23 protein-coding genes are annotated in these 22,453 nt (G+C 73.8%); 15 read left to right on the top strand and 8 right to left on the bottom strand.

Going from position 1 to position 22,453, the window contains the following annotated elements; translation table 11 throughout:
• The first annotated feature begins 394 nt into the window (after positions 1–394).
• From BKA05_RS20070 to BKA05_RS11805, 8 genes are all read left to right on the top strand, one after another.
• Positions 395–520 (top strand): hypothetical protein, encoded by a 126-nt coding sequence (locus BKA05_RS20070; RefSeq protein ID WP_281364580.1) that lies wholly within the window; start codon positions 395–397, stop codon positions 518–520.
• A 10-nt stretch (positions 521–530) separates the two neighbouring features.
• A complete protein-coding gene (locus BKA05_RS11835) occupies positions 531–1,640 on the top strand; it encodes a 3-isopropylmalate dehydrogenase (RefSeq protein WP_179531608.1) in 1,110 nt (369 codons plus the stop codon).
• Positions 1,641–1,821: 181 nt separating this feature from the next.
• Complete coding sequence (locus tag BKA05_RS11830) at positions 1,822–2,907, top strand: branched-chain amino acid aminotransferase (RefSeq protein ID WP_179531607.1); 1,086 nt, start codon at positions 1,822–1,824, stop codon at positions 2,905–2,907.
• 147 nt (positions 2,908–3,054) lie between these two features.
• Complete coding sequence (locus tag BKA05_RS11825) at positions 3,055–4,398, top strand: metallophosphoesterase (protein WP_179531606.1); 1,344 nt, start codon at positions 3,055–3,057, stop codon at positions 4,396–4,398.
• Positions 4,399–4,465: 67 nt separating this feature from the next.
• Positions 4,466–6,121: a protein kinase domain-containing protein gene (locus BKA05_RS11820; RefSeq protein WP_179531605.1), complete on the top strand. Its 1,656-nt coding sequence runs from the start codon at positions 4,466–4,468 to the stop codon at positions 6,119–6,121.
• Positions 6,122–6,310: 189 nt separating this feature from the next.
• A complete protein-coding gene (gene cimA, locus BKA05_RS11815; RefSeq protein WP_179531604.1) occupies positions 6,311–7,897 on the top strand; it encodes a citramalate synthase in 1,587 nt (528 codons plus the stop codon).
• A gap of 45 nt (positions 7,898–7,942) precedes the next feature.
• Entirely contained in the window at positions 7,943–8,692 is a 750-nt protein-coding gene (locus BKA05_RS11810; RefSeq protein WP_179531603.1) for a DinB family protein, read from the top strand.
• 61 nt (positions 8,693–8,753) lie between these two features.
• Positions 8,754–10,283, top strand: coding sequence for a serine hydrolase (locus tag BKA05_RS11805; protein WP_218842397.1), 1,530 nt, complete (start codon positions 8,754–8,756; stop codon positions 10,281–10,283).
• A gap of 9 nt (positions 10,284–10,292) precedes the next feature.
• Here BKA05_RS11805 and BKA05_RS11800 read toward each other — a convergent pair whose 3' ends face one another.
• The gene (locus tag BKA05_RS11800) at positions 10,293–10,889 is read right to left on the bottom strand and encodes a TetR/AcrR family transcriptional regulator (protein ID WP_343045641.1); all 597 of its coding nucleotides are present in this window, start codon (positions 10,887–10,889) and stop codon (positions 10,293–10,295) included.
• A gap of 103 nt (positions 10,890–10,992) precedes the next feature.
• Between BKA05_RS11800 and BKA05_RS11795 the strand changes: the two genes are divergently transcribed.
• The 3 genes from BKA05_RS11795 (at position 10,993) to BKA05_RS11785 (ending at position 13,484) form a co-directional block, all read left to right on the top strand.
• On the top strand, positions 10,993–11,538 hold the full coding sequence (locus tag BKA05_RS11795) for an NADPH-dependent FMN reductase (protein ID WP_179531602.1): 546 nt from the start codon (positions 10,993–10,995) through the stop codon (positions 11,536–11,538).
• A 74-nt stretch (positions 11,539–11,612) separates the two neighbouring features.
• Positions 11,613–12,020: a DUF6264 family protein gene (locus BKA05_RS11790; RefSeq protein WP_179531601.1), complete on the top strand. Its 408-nt coding sequence runs from the start codon at positions 11,613–11,615 to the stop codon at positions 12,018–12,020.
• A gap of 57 nt (positions 12,021–12,077) precedes the next feature.
• Positions 12,078–13,484: an amidase gene (locus BKA05_RS11785; protein ID WP_179531600.1), complete on the top strand. Its 1,407-nt coding sequence runs from the start codon at positions 12,078–12,080 to the stop codon at positions 13,482–13,484.
• Positions 13,485–13,628: 144 nt separating this feature from the next.
• Here BKA05_RS11785 and BKA05_RS11780 read toward each other — a convergent pair whose 3' ends face one another.
• From BKA05_RS11780 to BKA05_RS11770, 3 genes are read right to left on the bottom strand one after another with little or no spacing between them, the layout of a single operon-like run.
• Positions 13,629–14,240 carry a CbiQ family ECF transporter T component gene (locus BKA05_RS11780; protein ID WP_179531599.1) on the bottom strand — a complete coding sequence of 204 codons (612 nt, stop codon included), beginning with the start codon at positions 14,238–14,240 and terminating at the stop codon, positions 13,629–13,631.
• The gene (locus BKA05_RS11775) at positions 14,237–14,968 is read right to left on the bottom strand and encodes an ATP-binding cassette domain-containing protein (protein ID WP_179531598.1); all 732 of its coding nucleotides are present in this window, start codon (positions 14,966–14,968) and stop codon (positions 14,237–14,239) included. Before BKA05_RS11775 ends, BKA05_RS11780 begins: the two co-directional genes overlap by 4 nt.
• A gap of 2 nt (positions 14,969–14,970) precedes the next feature.
• The gene (locus BKA05_RS11770; protein ID WP_179531597.1) at positions 14,971–15,630 is read right to left on the bottom strand and encodes a biotin transporter BioY; all 660 of its coding nucleotides are present in this window, start codon (positions 15,628–15,630) and stop codon (positions 14,971–14,973) included.
• Positions 15,631–15,771: 141 nt separating this feature from the next.
• Here BKA05_RS11770 and BKA05_RS11765 point away from each other — a divergent pair, with 141 nt between their 5' ends.
• Positions 15,772–16,713, top strand: coding sequence for an SDR family NAD(P)-dependent oxidoreductase (locus BKA05_RS11765; protein ID WP_179531596.1), 942 nt, complete (start codon positions 15,772–15,774; stop codon positions 16,711–16,713).
• Positions 16,714–16,723: 10 nt separating this feature from the next.
• On the top strand, positions 16,724–17,290 hold the full coding sequence (locus tag BKA05_RS11760) for a TetR/AcrR family transcriptional regulator C-terminal domain-containing protein (protein WP_179531595.1): 567 nt from the start codon (positions 16,724–16,726) through the stop codon (positions 17,288–17,290).
• An 89-nt stretch (positions 17,291–17,379) separates the two neighbouring features.
• On the opposite strand, the gene bioD is transcribed toward BKA05_RS11760, so the two are convergent.
• Genes bioD through BKA05_RS11745 form a run of 3 tightly spaced genes read right to left on the bottom strand, consistent with a single transcriptional unit; the run spans position 17,380 to position 20,485 of the window.
• A complete protein-coding gene (gene bioD, locus BKA05_RS11755) occupies positions 17,380–18,069 on the bottom strand; it encodes a dethiobiotin synthase (RefSeq protein ID WP_179531594.1) in 690 nt (229 codons plus the stop codon).
• Positions 18,066–19,187: an aminotransferase class I/II-fold pyridoxal phosphate-dependent enzyme gene (locus BKA05_RS11750; protein ID WP_179531593.1), complete on the bottom strand. Its 1,122-nt coding sequence runs from the start codon at positions 19,185–19,187 to the stop codon at positions 18,066–18,068. Before BKA05_RS11750 ends, bioD begins: the two co-directional genes overlap by 4 nt.
• Positions 19,184–20,485, bottom strand: coding sequence for an adenosylmethionine--8-amino-7-oxononanoate transaminase (locus tag BKA05_RS11745; protein WP_179531592.1), 1,302 nt, complete (start codon positions 20,483–20,485; stop codon positions 19,184–19,186). Before BKA05_RS11745 ends, BKA05_RS11750 begins: the two co-directional genes overlap by 4 nt.
• An 82-nt stretch (positions 20,486–20,567) precedes the next feature.
• On the opposite strand from BKA05_RS11745, the gene bioB reads away from it, so the two are divergent.
• The gene (gene bioB / locus BKA05_RS11740; protein ID WP_300577867.1) at positions 20,568–21,596 is read left to right on the top strand and encodes a biotin synthase BioB; all 1,029 of its coding nucleotides are present in this window, start codon (positions 20,568–20,570) and stop codon (positions 21,594–21,596) included.
• An 11-nt stretch (positions 21,597–21,607) separates the two neighbouring features.
• Positions 21,608–21,808, top strand: coding sequence for a biotin synthase auxiliary protein BsaP (gene bsaP / locus BKA05_RS11735; protein ID WP_218843133.1), 201 nt, complete (start codon positions 21,608–21,610; stop codon positions 21,806–21,808).
• 54 nt (positions 21,809–21,862) lie between these two features.
• Here the strand turns inward: bsaP and BKA05_RS11730 are convergent, their stop codons facing one another.
• Entirely contained in the window at positions 21,863–22,453 is a 591-nt protein-coding gene (locus BKA05_RS11730) for a pentapeptide repeat-containing protein (protein ID WP_343045640.1), read from the bottom strand.

Below are 22,453 nucleotides of genomic sequence, written 5' to 3'. Positions count from 1 at the left end.
CCGGAATCCGGTGGTCAGCGTCCGGTGCGCGACCTAGGCTCGCCTCATCATGCGGAGCATCTTCGTACTTATCGAGTGCCGCGGCGAGGCCCAGCAGGCGTGACCTGCGAGTGAGGCCCCCTCGCCGCGGTGGTCGGCGTCGGTGCGCATCCGGTCTCACACCCCTCTCCTTCGAGAGCAGCCCCGTGACACCTCGGGTGCTCCTCGGCTCGAGATGACTCCGCGGCGGGTACGCCGGCGCAGCACGCGCGACCCGCTCCTGGTCGGTCCCGACCGTCCGTGCGATCCACGGACAGCTGTCCCCACCGCGGCGTCATCCCCGGTCGACGGCGCATCCCGCGCCCACCGTCCGGGGACCCGACACATCCGACACACGCGAGACCTGGAGACAGCGATGTACGACATGTACCCCGAGTGGGGCCCGGCCGCCCACAAGCCCGAGAACCCCCGCAGCCGTGAGGCCCTGCAGCGCGCGCTCGACCTGCGGGACAACGGCGGCGAGCGCCCCGACGACAACTAGCGTTCGCCCCATGACTAGTCCCGACACCACCGCCTCGAGCCCCGCCCAGGGCTCGGTCCAGCTCGCCGTCATCCCCGGCGACGGCATCGGTCAGGAGGTGACCCCCGAGGCCCTGAAGGTGCTCGAGGTCGCCGCCCCGTCGGGCGTGAAGTTCGAGCAGACCCGCTACGACCTCGGCGCCGAGCGCTACCTCGCCACCGGCGAGGTGCTGCCCGACTCCGTGCTCGGTGAGATCCGCCGGCACGACGCCATCCTCCTCGGCGCGGTGGGCGGCAAGCCCAACGACCCGAACCTGCCCCCGGGCATCCTCGAGCGCGGGCTGCTGCTGCGGCTGCGCTTCGAGCTCGACCACTACGTCAACCTCCGCCCCTCGCGCATCTTCCCCGGCGTCACCTCGCCGCTCTCGGAAGCCGTGCTCAAGGGCGAGGAGGTCGACTTCGTGGTCGTCCGCGAGGGCACCGAGGGCCCCTACACCGGCAACGGCGGCGCGCTGCGCGTCGGCACGCCGGCCGAGGTGGCCACCGAGGTCAGCGTCAACACGGCGTACGGCGTCGAGCGGGTCGTCCGCGACGCCTTCGCCCGCGCGCAGAAGCGCCCGCGCAAGAAGCTCACCCTGGTCCACAAGACCAACGTGCTCGTCCACGCCGGCTCGGTGTGGTGGCGACTGACCCAGCAGGTCGCCGCGGAGCACCCGGACGTCACCGTCGACTACATGCACATCGACGCCGCGATGATCCACATGACGACCAACCCGCAGCGCTTCGACGTGATCGTCACCGACAACCTCTTCGGCGACATCATCACCGACCTCGCCGCCGCCATCACCGGCGGCATCGGGCTGGCTGCCTCGGGCAACGTGAACCCCGACCGCACCGCCCCCTCCATGTTCGAGCCCGTGCACGGCTCCGCGCCCGACATCGCGGGGCAGCAGAAGGCCGACCCCACCGCGGCGATCCTCTCGACCGCGCTGCTGCTGGACCACCTCGGTCACCCCGAGGCCGCGGCCACCGTCGAGCGTGCCGTGCTGGCCGACCTCTCCGAGCGCGCCGAGGCGGGCGACACCGCCCCTCGGCGTACCTCCGAGGTCGGCGACGCCATCGCCGCGCGCGTAGCCGGCTGACGCCGCTGGGCGGTGAGTGTTCAACCGTTCCGCTGACCGGACCGGTTGAGCACCCACCGCTCCCGGCGGCGTGCGCGCATCAGCGGTGAGCTGTCAACCGTTCCGCACCGTGGATCGGTTGACCACTCACCGCTCCACCGGCCTGCCCCGACGCGACATCGAAGGAACTACCGTGTCCCCCATGCAGATCAGCACCACGCCCTCGAGCAGCCCCGTCAGTGACGAGCGGCTGGCCGAGATCCTCGCCAACCCCGGCTTCGGCAACCACTTCACCGACCACATGCTCACGGTCGAGTGGACCCCCGCCGACGGCTGGCACGCCGCGCGCATCGAGCCCTACGCGCCGCTCTCGATCGACCCCGCGGCGGCGGTCCTGCACTACGCGCAGGAGACCTTCGAGGGGATGAAGGCCTACCGCCACGACGACGGCTCGATCTGGTCCTTCCGCCCCGAGGAGAACGCCAAGCGGATGGTCCGCTCCTCCCAGCGCCTCGCACTGCCCGAGCTCCCCGTCGAGGACTTCGTGGCCTGCGTCGACGCGCTGGTCGAGGCCGACCGCCGCTGGGTCCCCGAGGGTGGCGGCGAGAAGAGCCTCTACGTCCGGCCGTTCATGTTCGCCTCCGAGGTCTTCCTCGGCGTCCGGCCGGCCCAGCACGTCACCTTCATGGTCATCGCCAGCCCCGCCGGTGCCTACTTCAAGGGCGGGGTCAAGCCGGTGACGCTGTGGCTCACCGAGGAGTACACCCGCGCCGGGCGCGGCGGCATGGGTGCCGCCAAGACCGGCGGCAACTACGCCTCCTCGCTGGTCGCCCAGCAGGAGGCGATCGCCCAGGGCTGCGACCAGGTCGTCTTCCTCGACGCCCAGGAGGGGGAGTACGTCGAGGAGCTCGGCGGCATGAACCTCTACTTCGTCCACCGCGACGGGCGGGTCGTCACCCCCGAGACCGGCACGATCCTCGAGGGCATCACCCGCGCCTCGATCATCGAGCTGCTCGGGAAGATGGGCCACCAGGTCGAGGAGCGGAAGTTCTCCATCCAGGAGTGGAAGGACGGGGTCACCTCCGGCGAGATCACCGAGATCTTCGCCTGCGGCACGGCCGCGGTCGTCACCCCGGTCGGTGAGCTGAAGTGGGACGGCGGATCGGCCCCGGCCGCTGCGGCCGTCGAGGCCGACGACGCGCTGTGGACGCGGGTCCGCAGCCAGCTCGTCGACGTGCAGTTCGGCCGCGCCGAGGACTCCTTCGGCTGGATGCACCGCATCTGCTGAGCCCCACCGCGGGCCGGACCCGCCCACGCCGGCGCGCCGCGCCGACCTCGGTGACGGATCGGCCGCGGCCTCGTTGTTGAATACGCAGGGGCACGCACCGCGGCGTACCCCGACCTCGCCCGCCCACGACGCCCAGGGAGCACCGACGTGTGGACACGACGCGGCCTGCTGACCACGGGCGGGGTGGCGGCCATCCTCGGGACGACGGGTACGGCCCTCTCCGGCGCCGTGGACGTGTCCGGCCCGCCGGACTTCACCTTCGTCTCGATGCCGGACTTCCTCAACGCCGACGTCGCCGACCTCTCGGGCCTCCCGACCTGGGACGGCGGGATGAACTCCCACAACCAGTGGTGGCAGCTGGCCATCGACTCCTGCCTGTGGGCGGTCGGTTCGCACAACCCCGACGCCGTCTTCGTCGCCGGTGACCAGGTCGAGGGCCGCTGGAACGTCGACACCGACGACCGCCGGATCTTCGGGCAGGTCAGCCAGGGCACCGACGAGGTCAGCCTGGCGATGTGCCGCAGCGCGATCACGCAGGCAGGGTCGGTCTACTACAGCGAGTACAAGCGGCTCTTCGCCGAGCGCGGCATGCCGCTCTACCCGGCGCTGGGCGACCACGAGATCCTCGACGACCGCAGTGGCCGGATCAACGACCGCTGGTCGCCGAAGGGCTCGCACAAGGGACGTCCCGACAACCGCTACTACCTCGTCGATCACGCCAAGTCGGTGTGGGCCGACCACTTCACCCGCACCCCCGAGGGACGGCCGGTCCACCGCAAGCGCCCCAAGGGCAGCCAGCACGAGTTCACGGCCTACGCCGAGTCCTTCGGTGACGTCTTCACCCTCATCACCGTCGACGTCTTCCACCGGCACGAGGCCGGCGTGCGGCTCGGTGTCTTCGACGACCAGCTGCGGTGGATGAAGAAGCAGATCCGCAAGGCCAAGAAGAAGGGGCACGTGGTGGCCGTCCAGGGCCACATCCCCGCGCTCGGTCCCTACCGCGTCTTCGCCTCGGGCAACCTGCACATGCCCGAGGCCGAGAGGTCCAGCTTCTGGCGGGCGATGAAGCGCACCGGTGCCGACTTCTACCTGTGCGGCGAGGTCCACGACGCGACCGTCGTCCAGCAGGGCTCGCGCCAGCCGGTGCAGGTCAGTCACGGCTGCACCTACCGCTTCGGCTTCAGCTACCTCGTCGGCAAGGTCTGGGACAACGGCCGGGTCACGCTGGAGTACTACGAGCTGCCGCAGGTCTCGCAGAGCGAGGAGCTCGGCATCTGGGCCACCGACCACGCCAAGCTCGCCCCGAACCGGATCAGCTACACGATGCCGCAGCTGCGCGGTCAGCTGGAGTGGCACAAGGGCGTGGTGCTCAGCCGCACCGAGAAGCTCGGCGTCTACGACCCCGACAATGACCCCTACGCCTACGAGAAGCCGCCGTACGGCCTGCTCGGCCGGGCCCGCAAGGCACCGCGCCCGGGTCCCTCCTCCTGAGCCCCCGTGACCCGGCGAGGGACCTCGCCTGCGCCGATCGGCCACCTGCGACTCGTATCCTCGCCGGGTGACGACCCGCCCGCGTGAGGAGCCCGACGTGCTCGTCGGGGGCTACCGCCTGCTCGCCAAGATCGGCGAGGGTGGCATGGGCGTGGTCCACCTCGCCCGCCGCGACGACGGCCAGCGGGTGGCGCTGAAGGTGCTGCGCCCGCACGTCGTGGGGGACGACGACGGCCGGGCCCGGCTGGAGCGCGAGGTCGACTCGCTCTCGCGCGTGCACAGCCGTTGGGTGGCCGAGATCGTCGACGCCGACCCGTGGGCGGCGGTGCCGTGGATCGCCACCCGCTACGTCCCCGGTCTCTCGCTGCACGACCACGTCCTGGAGGAGGGGCCGGTCCGCGGCGCGGACCTGTTGTGGTTCGCCGGTTGCCTGGCCGAGGGGCTCGACGCCGTGCACGCCGTGGGCGTGCTGCACCGCGACGTGAAGCCCTCCAACGTGCTGATGGAGGGGCGGACCCCCATCCTCATCGACTTCGGCCTCGCCAAGCTGGCCGACGACCCGCGGATGACCCAGACCGGATGGCTGATCGGCACCCCGGGCTACCTCGCGCCGGAGATCCTGCACGGCGACGACGCCACCGAGGCCTCCGACGTGCACGCCTGGGCCGCGACCGTCGCCTACGCCGGCACCGGCCGTGCCCCCTTCGGGCGTGGCCCGTCGGCGGCGGTGATGGACCGGGTACGCCGCGGGGAGCACGACCTCTCCGGCCTGACCGGTGACCTCGCGCGGGTCGTGGCCGCCGCGCTGGACCCGGAGCCGGGCAACCGCCCCGAGCTGTGGGAGGTCCTCGACTGGCTGCGCCCCCAGACGACCCGGGTGCGTCGCGTCGTCCCGCCCCCGCCGGTCCCGGTGGAGCGGGTCGAGCCGGACGAGACCCGGCCGTGGCGACCGGCCGCCACGCCGTACGAGACGACCGAGGTGGCCGAGCAGGACGAGACCGACCTGCTCGGGACGGACCCGTTCGAGGGCGACCTCGAAGGGGAGTGGCCCGACGAGCGCGACCCCGGCTCCGTCCACGGGACCCGCGTGCTGCCGTGGGACGACCAGCAGGGCTGGCCCGAGGACCCGCCCGAGCCCCGGACGCCGCTGCTCGAGCGGGCCAGGCGGGCCCTTCTTCTGGCGGTCCTGGGCGGCGCCGCGACGGCCGGGGTGGTCGCCGTGCCGTTGCTGGTGGTCACCTCGCTGATGCTGCTGGTCTGGCTGCTGCGCAGCGGCTCGATCGCCGCCGGCACCGTCGGCGCCCGACGCCAGGAGCGGGGGCGGCGCTGGTGGGACGGGCCGCGGCTGCTGCTGGGTGCCCCGTGGGACCTGGTGCGGTCGATCCCCTCCACCCTGGTGCTGCAGCTGTGGTCCCTCGGGCTGGCGCTCGCGGCGGGCCTGCTCTGCTACGCGGTGGCCCTCGACGTCCCCTCCACCCTGGCCGTCACCGGTGCGGTGCTGGTCGGCTCGCTGTGGTGGGGGCCGGGTGGGAGCCGGGTCCGCTCACCGGTCGGCCGGGTGGTGCGGCCGCTGTCGGCCACGCTCGGGGTGTGGGCGGTGTCGCTGGCCCTCGTGGCGGTCGCGGGCGCGGGAGCGGCGTACCTCGCCCTCGACGGCGTGGACTGGACGCCGCTGGAGGGCCGCCCCCTCAGCGGGGTCACGGTCCCGGCGCTGCAGCGCTGACCGCGGGTCCCCGGCCGGATGCTGGGACATCCGTCCCACGATGCGGGCGTGCGTGGTTCACTGGGTGACGTGCAGCACCACCGCATCATCATTCGCTAGCGCGACGAGCACCGCTCGCCGCGCCACCTCTCGTCCGCGAGAGGTTTTTTTGTGCCCGCACACCAGCACCGCCCCCGAGGAGAAGCCCTGATGGACCTGCACGGCGCGTTCCACGTCTACGACACGACCCTGCGCGACGGCGCGCAGCAGGAGGGGCTCAACCTCTCCGTCGCCGACAAGCTGAACATCGCGCGGCAGCTCGACGGCCTGGGGGTCGGCTACATCGAGGGGGGATGGCCGGGCGCGAACCCCAAGGACACCGAGTTCTTCCGCCGCGCGGCCGAGGAGCTGGACCTCCAGCACGCCAGGCTGGCCGCGTTCGGCGCGACCCGCCGGGCCGGCGTCGCGGCGGCCGACGACCCGCTGGTCGCCGCGCTGCGCGACAGCGGTGCCTCGGTCGTGACGCTGGTCGCGAAGTCCCACGACCGGCACGTCGAGCTGGCGCTGCGCACCACGCTGGAGGAGAACCTCGCGATGGTGCGCGACACGGTCTCCCACCTGGTCGCGGAGGGACAGACGGTCTTCCTCGACGCCGAGCACTTCTTCGACGGTTACCGCGCCAACCGGCCCTACGCGCTGGAGGTGCTGCGCACGGCGTACGAGGCCGGCGCGGAGGTCGCCGCGCTCTGCGACACCAACGGCGGCATGCTGCCGACCTGGGTCGGCGACGTCGTGGGCGACGTGGTGTCCAGCACCGGTGGCCGGGTCGGCATCCACTGCCACAACGACACCGGCTGTGCCGTCGCGAACTCGCTGGCAGCCGTCGACGCGGGCGCCACGCACGTGCAGGGCACGATCAACGGGTACGGCGAGCGCACCGGCAACGCCGACCTCATCTCCGTCGTCGCCAACCTCGAGCTCAAGCTGGACCGCCGGGTGCTGCCGCAGGGCCTGCTCGCGGAGGCGACCCGCATCGCCCACGCGGTCGCCGAGGTCACCAACGTGCCGCCCGCGTCGCGCCAGCCCTACGTCGGCACGTCGGCGTTCGCGCACAAGGCCGGCCTGCACGCCAGCGCCATCAAGGTCGACCCGAACCTCTACCAGCACATGGACCCGGCCGGTGTCGGCAACGACATGCGGCTGCTGGTCTCGGACATGGCCGGCCGGGCGTCGATCGAGCTGAAGGGCCGCGAGCTCGGCTTCGACCTGTCCGGCGATCGTGACCTTGTTACCCGGATCACCGAGCGGGTCAAGGTCCTGGAGTCGCGCGGCTACACCTTCGAGGCGGCCGACGCCTCCTTCGAGCTGCTGCTGGTCGAGGAGGTCGAGGGCCACCGCCCGTCGTACGTCGACGTGGAGTCCTGGCGCGTGATCACCGAGACCCAGGCGGGGCCGGGCGCGGAGGCGTTGTCGGAGGCGACGGTCAAGCTCACGGCCGCCGGGGTGCGCTACGTCGTCACCGGCGAGGGCAACGGCCCGGTCAACGCCCTGGACCAGGCGCTGCGCCAGGCGATCGGGCAGGCCTACCCCGAGGTCGCCAAGCTCGAGCTGATCGACTACAAGGTGCGCATCCTGGACCAGGGCCACGGCACCGACGCCATCACCCGGGTGCTGATCGAGACCTCCGATGGCGAGTCCTCGTGGTGGACCGTCGGTGTGGGCCACAACGTCGTCGAGGCCTCGTGGGAGGCGCTGCTGGACGCCGTCACCTTCGGGCTGCGCCGCCACCACCGCTGACCGCGCCACGCCGCCGCTGTCGGCGCTCGGGCGCATGATGGGTCGATGACGACCTACCGGGACACCGAGGACTTCGTGGGCGCGACCTTCGTCGACGCCAGCTTCAAGGGCGCACGTATGCGCGAGGCCGACCTGCGCGGCCTGACCGTGCGCAGCTCCCTGCTCGACGGCCTCGACGTCGACAGCCACGACCTGTCCTTCGGGACGCTGGTCGTCAACGGTGTCGACGTCGTGCCCCTGGTCGAGGCCGAGCTCGACCGACGCTTCCCCGGGCGGGCGCTGAGCAGGTCGACGACCCCCGAGGGACTGCGCGATGGCTGGGTCGCGGTGCAGGCCGCGTGGCGTAGCACGACGGAGGGGACCCCGCGGGAGCGGTGGGACGACCACGTCGAGGACGAGTGGTCGCTCGCCCAGACGTTGCGGCACCTGGTGCTGGCCACCGACTGCTGGTTGCGCGGGGCGATCCAGCGGCACGAGCAGCCCTTCCACGAGATCGGCCAGGTCTTCACCGGCGCGGAGGAGATGGGCTTCGACACCTCGATCTTCCGCGACGAGCCGCCCTCGCACGACGAGGTCCTCGAGGTCCGCGCGGAGCGTCAGCAGATGGTGACCGACTTCCTCGCCACGGTGACGCCCGAGCTGCTGGCCGAGGAGCGGTCCGACCCCTGGGGCGGGGGTGACGACGGGGCCGGTGACGCGTGGCGTCCGACCGTGGGCGACTGCCTGCGCACCATCCTCGAGGAGGAGTGGGCCCACCTGCGGTACGTCCGTCGCGACCTCGCCCTGCTCGACTGACGCGGCGGCCGACGCCGCTGAAGTCCTGCGGCGCGGGGCGGGGTGAGGTCAGGATGGAGGGGTGCGCGTTCCCCACGTCCTCGCCCACGCCCGGGTGCCCGCCGGTCTCCTGGCGGCCCTCCTGATCTCTCTGGGGGTGGCCCCGCTGGTCGGTCCGGCGGCCCCCGGTGCCGCCCACGCGGCCGGTGGGCCGGCCCTGTCCGCCGAGGACGGGTGGCAGGACGAGGTGGAGCGCGCGGTCGCGGATGCCGTCTCGGCCGAGCTGCCCGGCTCCGGTGCGCCCGGCGTGGCCTGGGCGGTCGTCGAGGGGGACGAGGTCGTCACCGGCGCGAGCGGGGTGATCCGCGCGGGCGGGTCCGACCCGGTGACCGCGGACTCGCCGTTCGTCCTGGGGTCGATCTCCAAGAGCATCACCGCCGTCGCCGTGCTGCAGCTCCAGGAGGCCGGTCGACTCGACCTGGACGACGAGCTCGGCGAGCACCTGCCCGCCTTCCGGGGCACGACGGCGGGCTCGGTCACGCTGCGGGAGCTGCTCAGTCACACCAGCGGCTGGTCGACGGCCCAGGGCAACGCCTCGCACGCGTACGCGGAGGGTGAGGAGGACGAGCTGGCGCGTCGGGTGGCGGCCCTGGCCGACGTCGACCCCGCGCACGCGCCGGGGAAGTGGGAGTACTCCAACACCAACTACCAGCTGCTCGGCCGGGTCGTGGAGGTCGCCGGCGCGGAGTCCTTCGAGGACTACGTGACCGAGCACGTCCTGGACCCCCTCGAGATGTCCGACAGCTTCGTCTCCGACGGGCGGGTCCACCCCGAGATGGTCACGGGGCACCGGCCGTGGTTCTGGACCAAGCGGCCGATGCCCTCCGATCGTCCGACCCAGCGACTCACCGCGCCCCAGGGCGGGGTGGTCGCGAGCGCGCGCGACGTCGCCCGCTACCTGCAGGTGCTGATGAACGGCCGTGACGACGTGCTCAGCGCCGAGGACAAGGCGCTGATGATGCGCTCGGCGGGTCCGGCGTCGCCGTACTACGGCCTCGGGTGGGTCGTGGACCGCGACACCGTGTGGCACACCGGCACCAGCCCGGGGGTCGAGACGCAGGCGACGATGGTGCCGGCCCGACGGCGCGGCGTGGTGGTGCTCGTCAACGCCGGCAGCGGCACCGGCTTCGCCGAGACCACGCGACTGCGGGAGGCGGTCACCGCCGCCGGGCTGGGGCGCGAGTACGTCGGGCCCGGCCGTCGCTGGGGCCAGCAGGTGCTGTTCGTCTCGCTCGTGCTCCTGCCGCTGGGCTACCTGGTGAGCATGGCGTGGGCGTGGCGGCACCGGGAGCAGCTGCGCCGCAAGCGCCGCCAGGGGTTCTCCGGGCGGTTCAGCCTGTGGTTCCCGCTGCTGACGACCGGGGTGGCGGCCTGGGTGATGCTCGTGCTGGTCCCGGGGCTCTACGGGAGCCCGATCCGCAACATCCTGCTCTTCTCGCCCGACCTCGGGCTGCTGCTCGTCTCGGGTGCCGCAACGGGCGTGGCGTGGGCGGCGCTGCGGCTGCTGCTGGCCCAGGTCGGCCGCCCCGCGCCGGCGACCGCCGGCCCGTAGGGCGACGGCTCAGCGGCGACCGGTCACCCGGCGGGCGAGGTCCTCCCAGCCGGTGAGCAGCCGCTCCACGGGGAATCCGCCGGCCTGCTGGCGCTCGATGATCGGGACCTCCAAGGGGGCCAGCAGGGCCGTCGCCAGCAGCGGCAGGTCGCCGTCGACCCCGAGCTCGGAGAGCAGGTGCTGCACGTGCAGCGCGGTGAAGGAGTAGGCGCCGGCCGCACGGGAGCCGGTCGCCCCGGCGGCCCGGATCAGGTCCGCGTGGAGGAGCGTCGTCTCCAGACGCGAGCGGCCGAAGGCCAGCAGCCGGTCCCAGGGATCGGCGCCGGGGCCCAGCGGGGGAGGACCGGAGATGACCGAGGCCTGCCAGGCGGTCTCGGAGAAGTCCAGGACGGCGGCCATCAGCCCCTCGCGCGACTCGAACCGCCGGAAGACGGTGCCCTTCCCGACGCCGGCCGCCGCGGCGACCGCCTCCATCGTCACGCAGCCCACGCCGCGCTCCTCGACCAGCCGACGCGCGGCGCACAGCAGCGCCTCACGGTTGCGCGCGGCGTCCGCTCGCTCGACCGGGGGCTGGTCGGCCATCGGGAGCAGGAGCGGGTCGGGCACGGGCGCCAGCCTAGTCAGCACGCTCGGGCGCGGGGTGGGAATAAAAACGGACCCGGGTCCGTTTAGCCGTCGATCGTCCCTGACCCCTCCGGAGGAGCTTTCCATGACCACTCGTGTCGCCGTCCTCGTCGGCAGCCTGCGCGCCGACTCCGTCAACCGTCGCCTGGCCGAGATGCTGCGCGACCAGGCCCCGGAGGGTGTCGAGCTGCACCTCGTCGACGGCCTGGGTGACCTGCCGTTCTACAACGAGGAGATCGACACCGACGACGCCGCCTCCGCGGTGCTGGCGCTGCGCGAGGCCGTCGCCTCGGCGGACCGGGTCCTCGCCGTCACGCCCGAGTACAACGGCACCATGCCGGCGGTCCTCAACAACGCGCTGGACTGGCTCTCGCGCCCCTACGGCGCCGGCGCCATCGTCGGGAAGCCCTTCGGCGTCATCGGCACCACCCCCACGCCGTACGGCGGCAAGTGGGCGCACGCCGACGCCGCGCGCTCCGCCGGGATCGCCGGTGCCCGGGTCGTGGAGTCGGTCGTGGTCTCCCAGCCCGGCGTCGAGGTCGACGTGCTGACCGACCCCGAGGTCCGGGAGCGCCTGCTCGACGCGCTGCGCCTGCTCGTCGAGGCCGAGCCCGCGCCCGTCGCCGCCTGACCTGCTGCTCCTTCCCGCCGAGCCGGCGTATCAATACGCCGGTTCGGCGTCCGGTCCGGCCCTACATTGGGAGCGTGAGCGAGATCGCCGCGCCCCAGGGGCCCCTGCCGCCCGCCGGATCCCCGCAGCCCGCGGGGTCCCCGGAGCCCGGGCAGCCCCGGACCTGGGACATCGTTGCCACCACCGTGGAGCTGATCGTCCTGGCGCTGGCCGGGATGGTGTCGTCGTTCGCGGGCCTGATGCTGGTCATGGCGTCGGACTCCTGCGGCACGGGCACCACCGAGTGCAGCACCCGGATCATCCTGCTCGGCGTCGGCCTGGCCGTCGTCGCGCCCTGGGTGGCGCTGCTGGCGATGGGCACGTGGGCGGTCGTCCGCCTGGTCCGGCGCAAGATCGCCTGGTGGGTGCCGCTGCTGGCGGTCCCGCTGTGGGCGCTGGTCTTCGGGCTGGGCGTCGCGGTCACCTTCGCCGGCGTCAGCTGATCGAGCCGGCGTATCAATACGCCGGCTCGGCAGGACGGGTGGGCTAGCGTCGCCGGCATGGCCGAGCTGCACGACCTGACCGCACTCGAGCAGGGCGCCGCGGTCGCGGCCGGGGAGGTGTCGCCGGCCGAGCTTGTCGAGCACTACCTCGAACGCATCGACCGCCTCGACGACGTCGGCGCCTTCGTGACGGTCACGGCCGACCTGGCCCGCGAGCGGGCCCGGTCGCTCGCACCGACCGGCCGGCCGGCCCCGGGCGAGGGTCCGTTGCGCGGCGTACCCACCGCGATCAAGGACCTCAACCTCACCGCCGGGGTCCGCACCACCTTCGGGTCGGCCGCCTACGACGACTTCGTCCCCGAGGTCTCCGACGGCGTGGTGCTGTCGATGGAGGCCGCCGGGCTGGTGAGCCTGGGCAAGACCGCGACCCCGGAGTTCGGGTCGCCCTGCTACACCGAGCCCGACGGCCGCCCGCCCAGCGTCACTCCGTGGGACCGCACCCGCACCGCCGGCGGCTCCTCGGGTGGAGCCGCCGCCGCGGTGGCCGCCGGGCTGGTGCCCGTCGCCCAGGGCTCCGACGGCGGTGGGTCGATCCGCATCCCCGCATCGTGCTGCGGCCTGGTGGGGTTCAAGCCGTCCCGCGGGCGGATCAGCGGCTCCCCGATGTACGGCGACCCCGTCGGCCTGGCCACGGCCGGACCGATCGCGCGGACCGTCCGTGACGCCGCCGCCCTGCTCGACGTGCTGGCCGGGCGACGCCCGGGCGACCCGTACTTCGCGCCGCCCGCCGGCCCGTTCCTCGACGCCTGCGAGCGCGAGCCCGGACCGCTGCGGATCGCCCGCTTCGTCGAGCCGGTCATCGCCGAGGCCGAGGTCCACCCCGAGGTGCGGCGGGCCTGGGAGGACGCCTCGCGGTTGCTGGAGTCGCTCGGCCACACCGTCGAGGACATCGAGGTGCCGCTGGGCCACGACGCGGTGCCGGTCTTCGAGACGTGCTGGGCCGTGCTGACCGCGTTGTCCCCGGCGCCGCCGGGCCGCGAGCACCTGCTGCGGCCGCTGACCAGGTGGCTGGGGGAGCGCGGGCACGCGCTGAGCGCGCCGGAGTTCGGGCTGGCGATCGGCGCGATGCGACGGCACGCGGCCGGGGCGCTCGAGTCGCTGGCGGCGTACGACGCCGTCCTGACCCCGACCCTGGCGACCCCGCCGGTGCCGGTGGGCGCGCTGCGCGACGACGAGCACCCCGAGCGGGACTTCGAGGGGCAGAAGGCCTTCACGCCCTGGACCTCGGCGTGGAACGTCACCGGCATGCCGGCGGTCTCGCTGCCGCTGCACCAGACCCCCGACGGGCTGCCCGTGGGGGTCATGCTCGCCGCCCGGCCCGCCGAGGACGCGCTGCTGCTCTCGCTGGCCGCCCAGGTCGAGGCCGCCGCCCCCTGGCACGACCGGCGCCCGCCGGGCTGGTGAGCGGTGAGTGGTGGACCGACCGCGGCGCACCGACGGTTGAGGACCCACCGCCCCCGGGTCGGGCCCGGCGGCCGGCGGTGGCTGGTGAGCCGTCCGGCGAGCCGGAACGGTTGAGGGCCCACCGCGCCGCAGCCGCCCCTGGCGTCAGTCCCCGAGCCCCCGGGCGGCCAGCGCGTCGCCCTGCTCGTGGGCACGGGCGACGACCCGCACCACGAACGGCGTGAGGTAGACCCGCGGGTGCCGGCCCAGCCCCCGCGCCCGGGCGGCGTCCCGGGTCTCCAGGGCCAGCGCCAGCGTGCCGGGCAGGGCGCCGATCGCCAAGGAGATCGTCAACGCGACCCGTTCGGGGTCGACGCCGACGCGCCGGAGCGGTCGCACCGCCCGCACCAGCGTGTCGAGCATGGCGTTGACCGGCGTGGTGGCACTGACGGTGATGGCGGCCAGCGCCAGGGCCACGAGGTCGACCAGGGTCTCCACGGCCTTGGCCGGGCCGTCGATCCACCACTGCAGGCCGGCCGCGACGACCGCGAGCACGAGGATCGCGCGGGTCGCCCGGGCCAGGGTCGCCAGGCGTACGCCGCCGACGGCCGCCGCGAGCAGCGCGATCCCCAGGAAGACCGGTGCGGCCACCGCTGAGCGGGTCAGCACCACGGTGAGGCTGAACGCCGCCAGCCCGAGCAGCTTGGGCCCGGTCGGGCAGCGGTGCAGCCAGGAGTCCCCGGGCTGGTGGACGCCCACCAGCAGCGGCGAGCTCACGCCTGGCCCCGGTCCACGGCGTCGACGTACGCCGCCACGCCCGCCGGCCCGTCGGCGTCGGCGACCACGCGGCCACCCGAGACGACCAGCACCCGCTCGCAGCGGGCGGCGAGGTCGAGGTCGTGGGTGAGCAGGACCAGCTGCTGGGGCAGGGCCATGAGCAGGTCGCCGACGCGGCGGGAGTTCGCGAGGTCGAGCAGCGTGGTGGGCTCGTCGGCGACCACGACGGCGGGGTCGGTGGCCAGCACCCCGGCCAGCGCGAGGAGCTGGCGCTGGCCGCCGGAGAGGTCGTGGACGCTCTGGTGCGCCTGGGCGGCGAGCCCGTGCTCGGCCAGCACCGCCAGGGCCCGCTCCCGGCGACGGGCAGGGTCCCGTTCGAGGCGCCGCAGGGACAGCTCGACGTCCTCGACGCAGGTCGGCATGACCAGCTGCGCGGCCGGGTCGGTGAAGCAGAAGCCCACGCGCCGGCGTACCTCCGCACCCCGGCGGCCCACGTCGAGCCCGTCGACCAGCACCCGGCCGGTGGTGGGGGAGACCAGCCCGTTGAGGAGACGGGCGAGCGTGGACTTGCCCGACCCGTTGGCACCGACGATGCCGATGCGTTGCTCGGTCAGCCGCAGCGAGGTCGGGTGCAGCAGCGCCTTCTCGCCGGTAGCCCCCGAGCGGGGTTCCGACCCGGCCGGAACCGGGACCGAGACCCCCGCGCCGTCGAGCTCGAGGAGGGGCACGCTCAGCTGCTGGCGGTGCGCGGTGCGCGCGCGGTCAGCAGCCGCGGGAACGCGCGGTGCACCTCGGCGGCGATCAGCGCGACCATCGTGGTCTTCAGCAGGTCGCCGACCCAGTACAGGACGTCGATGCGGAACGCCTCGGCCACCGACATGTCCAGGGTGAGCATCAGCCCGACGATCCCGGCCGGGTGGATGACCAGGATGCTGCCGGCGATCGAGCACAGGAAGACCACCGCCGCGCGGGTCTTGCCGCGCTCACCGGCGAGGTAGGTGACCAGCAGGCCCGCCACGAGGGCGGCGACCGGGAAGGAAATCAGGTAGCCGGCGCTGGGCTGGGTGAAGGTGCCCAGGCCCGAGGTGTGCTCGGCGAAGACCGGCAGGCCGATGGCGCCGAGCGCGAGGTAGAGCAGCACCGCGAGGAAGCCGCGGACCGGGCCGAGCAGGCAGCCGGCCAGCATCACGCCGAAGGTCTGCAGGGTGATGGGCACGCCCGCGCCGCCGACCGGGATGGCGCCGACGTAGGCCAGCGCCGAGATCAGCGCCGCGAAGGACGCGATCAGCGCGAGGTCGGTGGTGCCCAGGCGGGGGCGTCGGGTCGGCTCGTCGGCCCGTACGGCGGTGGGCTGGCCGGCGGTGGGCTGGCCGGTGGACTCGGCAGTCATGGGGGCTTCTCCTCGGTGGACCGGTGCGTCGCCGCGTTCCGAACGGGCATGGACGGCATGAACACTGTTCAGGACGGCTCGGTCACCCTAGGCGCACCCCGCTAGCGTGCGGGGTGCCGTCCCACCACCCGAGGAGACACTGTGTCCTGGACCACTGCCGACATCCCCGACCAGTCCGGGCGGGTCGCGCTGGTGACCGGAGCCAACGGGGGTCTCGGCCTGGAGTCGGCCCTGGCGCTGGCCGGCGCGGGCGCCCACGTCGTGATGGCCGCCCGCGACCAGGCCAAGGCCGGTGCGGCCCGCGAGCGGATCCTCGCCCAGCACCCGGCCGCCTCGCTCGAGGTCGTGGAGCTGGACCTCGGCTCGCAGGCGTCGGTGGCCCGGGCCGCCGAGCAGGTGCTGGCCGCGCACGACCGACTCGACGTGCTGATGCTCAACGCGGGTGTGATGGCTTCGCCGAAGGCCACCACCGAGGACGGGTTCGACGCCCAGCTGGCCACCAACGTGCTCGGCCACTGGTCGTTGGTGTGCCTCCTCGCGCCCCTGGTCGTCGCCACGCCCGGCGCGCGCGTCGTGACGTTGAGCAGCATCGCGCAGCACCAGGGCCGTGCCCTCGACCCGGCCGACCCGCACATGGCCGGTGGCTACAAGCCGTGGCAGATGTACGGCAACACCAAGCTCGCCGCGCGTCACCTCGCCGTGGGGCTGCAGGAGCGGTTCGAGGCCGCCGGGGTCGATGCGATCGCGGTCGCCGCACACCCCGGCCTGACCAACTCCGACCTGCAGGCCACCACCCACGCCCTCGGTGGCGCCGGGTGGCAGGGGCCGCTGTGGGACCGCCTGTCGAGCTGGTTCGGGATGAGCGTCCCGCGCGGTGCGCTGAGCCAGCTACGGGCGGCCACCGACCCCGCGGTGCGGGGCGGCACGCTCTACGGCCCGCTGCTGGCGATGGCCGGCCGCCCCGTCAGACGGCCGCTGGTGCGGCCCGGGTCGGCCGGCGCCGTACGCCGGTTGTTCGAGGTGTGCGAGCGCGAAACCGGCCTGGCGCTGGACCTGTCGGGCGCCTCCCCGGCCGGCCGCTAGGGTCGCCGGCGTGAGTCGCACCCGGGAGGACCTCGTCGCCGTCGCCCTGCGCCTGCTGGACGCCCACGGGCTGGCCGACGTCTCGATGCGCCGGGTGGCCGGTGAGCTCGACCTGCAGCCGAGCGCGCTCTACCACCACGTCGCCTCCAAGCAGGAGCTGCTGGGAGCCGTGGCCGACGAGGTGCTGCGCCGCGGCGCCCGCCCGCGCGGGGCTGTCACCTGGGACGAGCGCGTCGTCGAGGTGGCCCACGAGCTGCGCGACGCGATGCTGGCCTACCGCGACGGCGCCGAGCTGGTCTCGACCGTCATCGCCTTCGGGCTCGGCGCGACCCAGCCGTTGGAGGACCTCACCGCCGCGCTGGGCGACTCCGGGCTCGACGAGTCGCTGGTCCCCACTGCCGCGCGCACCGTCCTGCACCTCGTCCTCGGCCACACGATCGAGGAGCAGACCCACCTGCAGGCCGGCTCCGCCGGCGCCATCGACGCCGACCCGCTGCCGGCCGACTTCGGCACCGGCCTGGGGTTCGTGGTGGACGGCATCCGCGCGCGGGTGGCTGAAGGTTCGACCGCGATGTGAAAGGTCTGACTGACATCAGTCCAACCTTCGCGATGGCGGTCGAACCTTCGACCGCGAACCCGAAGGTCTGACTGACATCAGTCAGACCTTCACCAGCCCGTCAGCCACCCCGGAGCCGCGGCGGTGAACTCCTCGCGCCCCAGGGCGCCGGCGCCGGCGGGCACCACCCCGAGCAGGGGTACGCCGGTGACACGCGGCAGGTCCTCGCGGTTGCAGGTCTCGGCCAGGCCGGGGGAGTCGGGCCACGATCCGATGACGAGTCCCCGGACCGGGACCCCGCGGGCCTGCAGGGCCCCGACGGTCAGCTCGGTGTGGTTGAGGGTGCCCAGTCCCGCGGCGCAGACGACGACGACCTCCACGTCGACGGCGCGCTCGACCAGCCAGGCCGCGAGGTCGAGCAGGGTGCCGCCGTCGGTGTCGAGCCGCACCAGCAGGCCGCCGGCGCCCTCGACGACGACCGTGTCGTGGAACTCGGTGTGCACCTTGAGCCGGTCGGCGTGCTCGGCGACCGTGGGCAGCGTGACGCCGGCGCGGCGGGCGGCGGTCTCGGGCGCGAGCGGCTCGTCGAGCGCGGCGTGCTCCTGCACGGCGCAGCCGGTGAGCCGGTGCACCTCCTCAGCGTCGCAGTCGCCGTGGGCGATCCCGGTCTGCACGGGCTTGACCACGACGACCTGCTCACCGCGCGTCGCCAGCACCGACGACAGGGCCGCCGTCACGATGGTCTTGCCGACGCCCGTGGACGTGCCGGTCACCACGACCACCCGGCCCGGCCGGCTCACCGGTGCTCCTTCACGACCGCGACGAGCGTCTCGACGGCCCGCGTCCACGCGTCCTCGGGCACCCCGGCCGACACCGTGACCCGCAGCCGGGAGATCCCGTCGGGCACCGAGGGGGGACGGAAGCAGCCGACCCGCACCCCGGCCTCGAGGCACGCGTCGCGCGCGGCGACGGCCACCTGTGGTGAGGGCATCGGCACCGACAGCACCGCGCCGTCGGGGGGCTCGACGCCCAGCACCGCGGCGAGGTCGAGCACCCTCGACCGCACGCACGCGGCCAGCGAGGGGTCGGCGCGCGCGATCCGCAGCGCCTCCAGCGCTGCTCCCGCGGCGGCGGGGGCCAGCGCGGTGTCGAAGATGAACGGCCGGGCCCGGTTGACCAGGTGCTCGACGACCGCCGGGGTGCCCAGCACGGCACCGCCCTGCGAGCCGAGCGCCTTGGAGAGAGTGGCGGTCACCAGCACGTGAGGGAGCCCGGCGAGCCCGAGCCGCTGCACGACCCCGGCCCCGTGCACGCCCAGCCCGTGCGCCTCGTCGACCACCAGGAGCGCGCCGGCCTCCTCGCAGGCGCGCGCCAGCTCGACCAACGGCCCCTCGTCGCCGAGGACGGAGTAGATCGACTCGGCCAGCACCATCGTCCGCTCGCCGGGGGCCGAGCTGGCCAGCGCCTCCACCACCGCGGACACCGAGTTGTGCGGGGTGATCGTGAGCCGCGCCCGCGACAGTCGCGCCGCGTCCACGAGCGAGGCGTGCACGTGGGCGTCGGAGACCACGTGGCAGTCGCGGCCGACCAGCCCCGTGACGACGGCCAGGTTGGCGGCGTACCCGGTCGAGAGCACCAGCGCCGCGTCGTGGCCGGTCCACGCGGCGAGCTCGGCCTCGAGCTCGGCGTGCAGGTCGAGCGTGCCGGTGACCAGGCGCGAGGCGCCGGCCCCGCCGCCCCAGGTCTCGGCCGCCGACGCAGCAGCGGCCCGCACCCGCGGGTCGCGCGCCAGGCCGAGGTAGTCGTTGCCGGCCAGGTCGATGACGTCGTCGTCCGCGGGCCGCGGCACCAGCCAGCGGGTCAGCCCCGCGGCCTGGCGGGCGGCGGCCTCCTCGGCCAGCCAGGAGGACCAGCTCACGCGACAGTCACCGCCTCGGCCACGCCCCCGCAGACCAGCGCGACGTCGGCCTGCGAGGTGACGTAGGGCGGCATCACGTAGACCAGGTCGCGGAACGGCCGCAGCCACACGCCCGCGTCGAGAGCGGCCTGCGTCGCGCGCGGCACGTCGACCGCGTGGTCGAGCTGCACGGCACCCACCGCCCCCAGCACGCGTACGTCGACCACCCCCGCAGCATCGCGCAGGGGTGCGAGGCCGGCAGCGAGACCGTCCGACACGCGGGCGACGTCGGCCGCCCAGCCGCGCGTCTCCAGCAGCTCCAGCGACGCCAGCGCCACCGCGCAGGCCAGCGGGTTGCCCATGAAGGTCGGCCCGTGCATCAGCACCCCGGACTCCGACGCGGACAGGTCGTGGGCGACGCGCGAGGTGCACAGCACCGCCGCGAGCGTGAGGTACCCACCGGTCAGCGCCTTGCCCAGGCACAGCACGTCGGGCACCACCCCGGCCGCCTCGCAGGCGAACATCGTGCCCGTGCGTCCCAGCCCGGTCGCGACCTCGTCGAGCACCAGCACCAGGTCGTGCTCGTCGGCCACCTCGCGCAGCACCCGCAGGCACGCCGGCGGGTAGGTCCACATGCCGCCGGCGCCCTGCAGCAACGGCTCGACCACGATCCCGGCCAGCTCGTGCGCGTGCTCCTCCGCCAGCCGTCGTACGCCGGCTGCCCACGACTCCACCTCCGCGTCCGTCGCGGTGGCGGCCGGCGGCCGGTCGGCGAAGACCTGCTGCGGCAGCACCCCGGCGAACATCGAGTGCATGCCGCCCTCGGGGTCGCACACGGCCATGCAGCCGGCGGTGTCGCCGTGGTACCCGCCGCGCACGGTCAGCATCCGCGAGCGCCCCGGCCGGCCGCGACCGCGCTGGGCCTGCAGCGCCATCTTCAGCGCGACCTCGACCGACACCGAGCCGGAGTCGGCCAGGAAGACGTGCTCGAGCCCGTCGGGCGAGATCGAGACCAGCCTCTCGGCCAGCCGTACCGCGGGGGCGTGGGTCAGCCCGCCGAACATGACGTGCGACATCCGCCCCGCCTGGTCGGCCAGCGCGGCGTCGAGCTCGGGCACGGCGTACCCGTGCACCGCCGACCACCACGACGCCATGCCGTCCACGACCTCCTGCCCACCTGCCAGCCGCAGCCGCACCCCGGCCGCCGACTCCACCACGCGCACCGGCGACGGGTCGGTCATCGAGGTGTAGGGGTGCCACACGTGGGCGCGGTCGTAGGCCAGCAGCGCGGGCACGTCGGTGGGGTCGAGGGGGCTCATCGCGGGGTGAGCCTACGGCGCGGCACGCCCGCGGACTGAACACTGTTCAGGATCCGGCTCGACCGGGCTACGCTCCCGCTTCGTGACTGCTGCTCCCGTGACCCCGGACCTGACCGAGCCCGCCATCCTCAGCCGCGCCCGCACCCAGGTGCTCGAGAACGGCGAGGGCCTCTCCTACGAGGACCTCGTCGAGGTGCTGCGGCTGCCCGACGAGCACGTGCCCGCGCTGCTCGGGCTCGCCCACGACGTGCGGATGCGGCACTGCGGCCCCGAGGTCGAGGTCGAGGGCATCATCAGCCTCAAGACCGGTGGCTGCCCCGAGGACTGCCACTTCTGCAGCCAGTCCGGCCAGTTCACCTCTCCCGTGCGCTCGGTGTGGCTCGACATCCCGCAGCTGGTGCAGGCCGCGAAGGAGACCGCCGAGACCGGCGCGACCGAGTTCTGCATCGTCGCCGCGGTCCGCGGCCCCGACGAGCGGCTGATGTCGCAGGTCCGCGACGGTGTGAAGGCGATCCACGACGCGGTCGACATCAACGTCGCCTGCAGCCTCGGCATGCTCACCCAGGAGCAGGTCGACGAGCTCGCCGCGATCGGCGTGCACCGCTACAACCACAACCTCGAGGCCGCGAAGTCCTACTTCCCGAGCGTCGTCACCACGCACTCCTACGAGGAGCGGTGGGAGACCTGCCAGATGGTCCGCGACGCCGGCATGGAGCTGTGCTGCGGCGGCCTGGTCGGCATGGGCGAGACCCTCGAGCAGCGCGCCGAGCTGGCCTCCCAGCTGGCCGAGCTCGACCCCCACGAGGTCCCGCTGAACTTCCTCAACCCGCGCCCCGGCACCCCGTTCGGCGACCTGTCGACCATGGACGCCCAGGACGCGCTGCGCACCATCGCCGCCTTCCGCCTGGCCATGCCGCGCACGATCCTGCGGTACGCCGGTGGGCGCGAGCTCACCCTCGGCGACCTCGGCACCCGCGAGGGTCTGCTGGGCGGTGTCAACGCCATCATCGTCGGCAACTACCTCACCACCCTGGGCCGCGACCCCGACGAGGACCTCGCGCTGCTCAGCGAGCTGAAGATGCCGATCCGCGAGCTGGCGAAGACCCTCTAGTGACCCAGCCAGTGACCCGGCCAGTGACGCAGCCCGGCCCCACCTGCGGCCACTGCGGTCAGGCGCTGACCGAGCCGCACCCGCGGTGCGAGCAGATGCTCGCCCTGGAGCCGCCGCGCTTCTGCACCCACTGCGGTCGGCGGATGAAGGTCCAGGTCACCCCGCGTGAGTGGGCCGCCACCTGCGTGGAGCACGGCACCCTCTCCGGCTGAGGTGGAGCCCGGCCGGGTCTGTCGGCCATCCGACGAACCCGGCGCCACCTAGGGTCAGTCCACGATCGCGCCGGACAGCTCGGCCAGCAGCACCGCGCCGGCGAGGTCCAGCCGTGTCTCGGCGAGCTGCGCCTCGCGCAGGTCGACCCCCTCGAGGGTCGCGCCCCGCAGGTCGGCGCGCCTGAGGTCGGTCTCGCGCACCAGCGCACCGCCCAGCCCGCAGTCGCGCAGCACCGCCCCGGACAGGTCGGCCAGCGACAGGTCGGCGTCGCGCAGGTCGAGCCCGGTCAGGTCCTGCCCGGAGAGGTTCGCGCCGCGCAGGGAGACCCCGCGCCACTGACCACCCACCACGCGCAACGGTCGGGTCGTGCACCGCTCGAAGGCCGAGCCGCTGAGCTTGCAGCCCTCCCACGTGGAGTCGAAGAGGTTGCACCCGCTGAAGGTGCAGGTGACGTAGGCCGTCGACTCGTGGACCGAGGCGTTGAACGCGCACCGCTCGAAGCGGCAGTCGGTGAAGACCGACCCACGGATCGTCGCCTCGGTGAGGTCCACATCGGTGAACGTGCACGAGGTGAACCGGGCACCGACCAGCTCCTCGGCGTACCAGTCCTCGCCGCGGTGGGTCGTCCCGGTCTCCTCACGCAC

This window comes from Nocardioides marinus (assembly GCF_013408145.1).
Lineage (GTDB): Bacteria > Actinomycetota > Actinomycetes > Propionibacteriales > Nocardioidaceae > Nocardioides > Nocardioides marinus.
The sequence above is the reverse complement of the archived record's forward strand: the minus strand, read 5'-3'. Positions and strand labels throughout refer to the sequence as shown.

Coding starts and splice junctions, on each gene's coding strand:
- BKA05_RS20070 (WP_281364580.1), top strand. CDS start 395: ATGTACGACATGTACCCCGAGTGGGGCCCGGCCGCCCACAAGCCCGAG.
- BKA05_RS11835 (WP_179531608.1), top strand. CDS start 531: ATGACTAGTCCCGACACCACCGCCTCGAGCCCCGCCCAGGGCTCGGTC.
- BKA05_RS11830 (WP_179531607.1), top strand. CDS start 1,822: ATGCAGATCAGCACCACGCCCTCGAGCAGCCCCGTCAGTGACGAGCGG.
- cimA (WP_179531604.1), top strand. CDS start 6,311: ATGGACCTGCACGGCGCGTTCCACGTCTACGACACGACCCTGCGCGAC.
- BKA05_RS11810 (WP_179531603.1), top strand. CDS start 7,943: ATGACGACCTACCGGGACACCGAGGACTTCGTGGGCGCGACCTTCGTC.
- BKA05_RS11795 (WP_179531602.1), top strand. CDS start 10,993: ATGACCACTCGTGTCGCCGTCCTCGTCGGCAGCCTGCGCGCCGACTCC.
- BKA05_RS11785 (WP_179531600.1), top strand. CDS start 12,078: ATGGCCGAGCTGCACGACCTGACCGCACTCGAGCAGGGCGCCGCGGTC.
- BKA05_RS11770 (WP_179531597.1), bottom strand. CDS start 15,630: ATGACTGCCGAGTCCACCGGCCAGCCCACCGCCGGCCAGCCCACCGCC.
- BKA05_RS11745 (WP_179531592.1), bottom strand. CDS start 20,485: ATGAGCCCCCTCGACCCCACCGACGTGCCCGCGCTGCTGGCCTACGAC.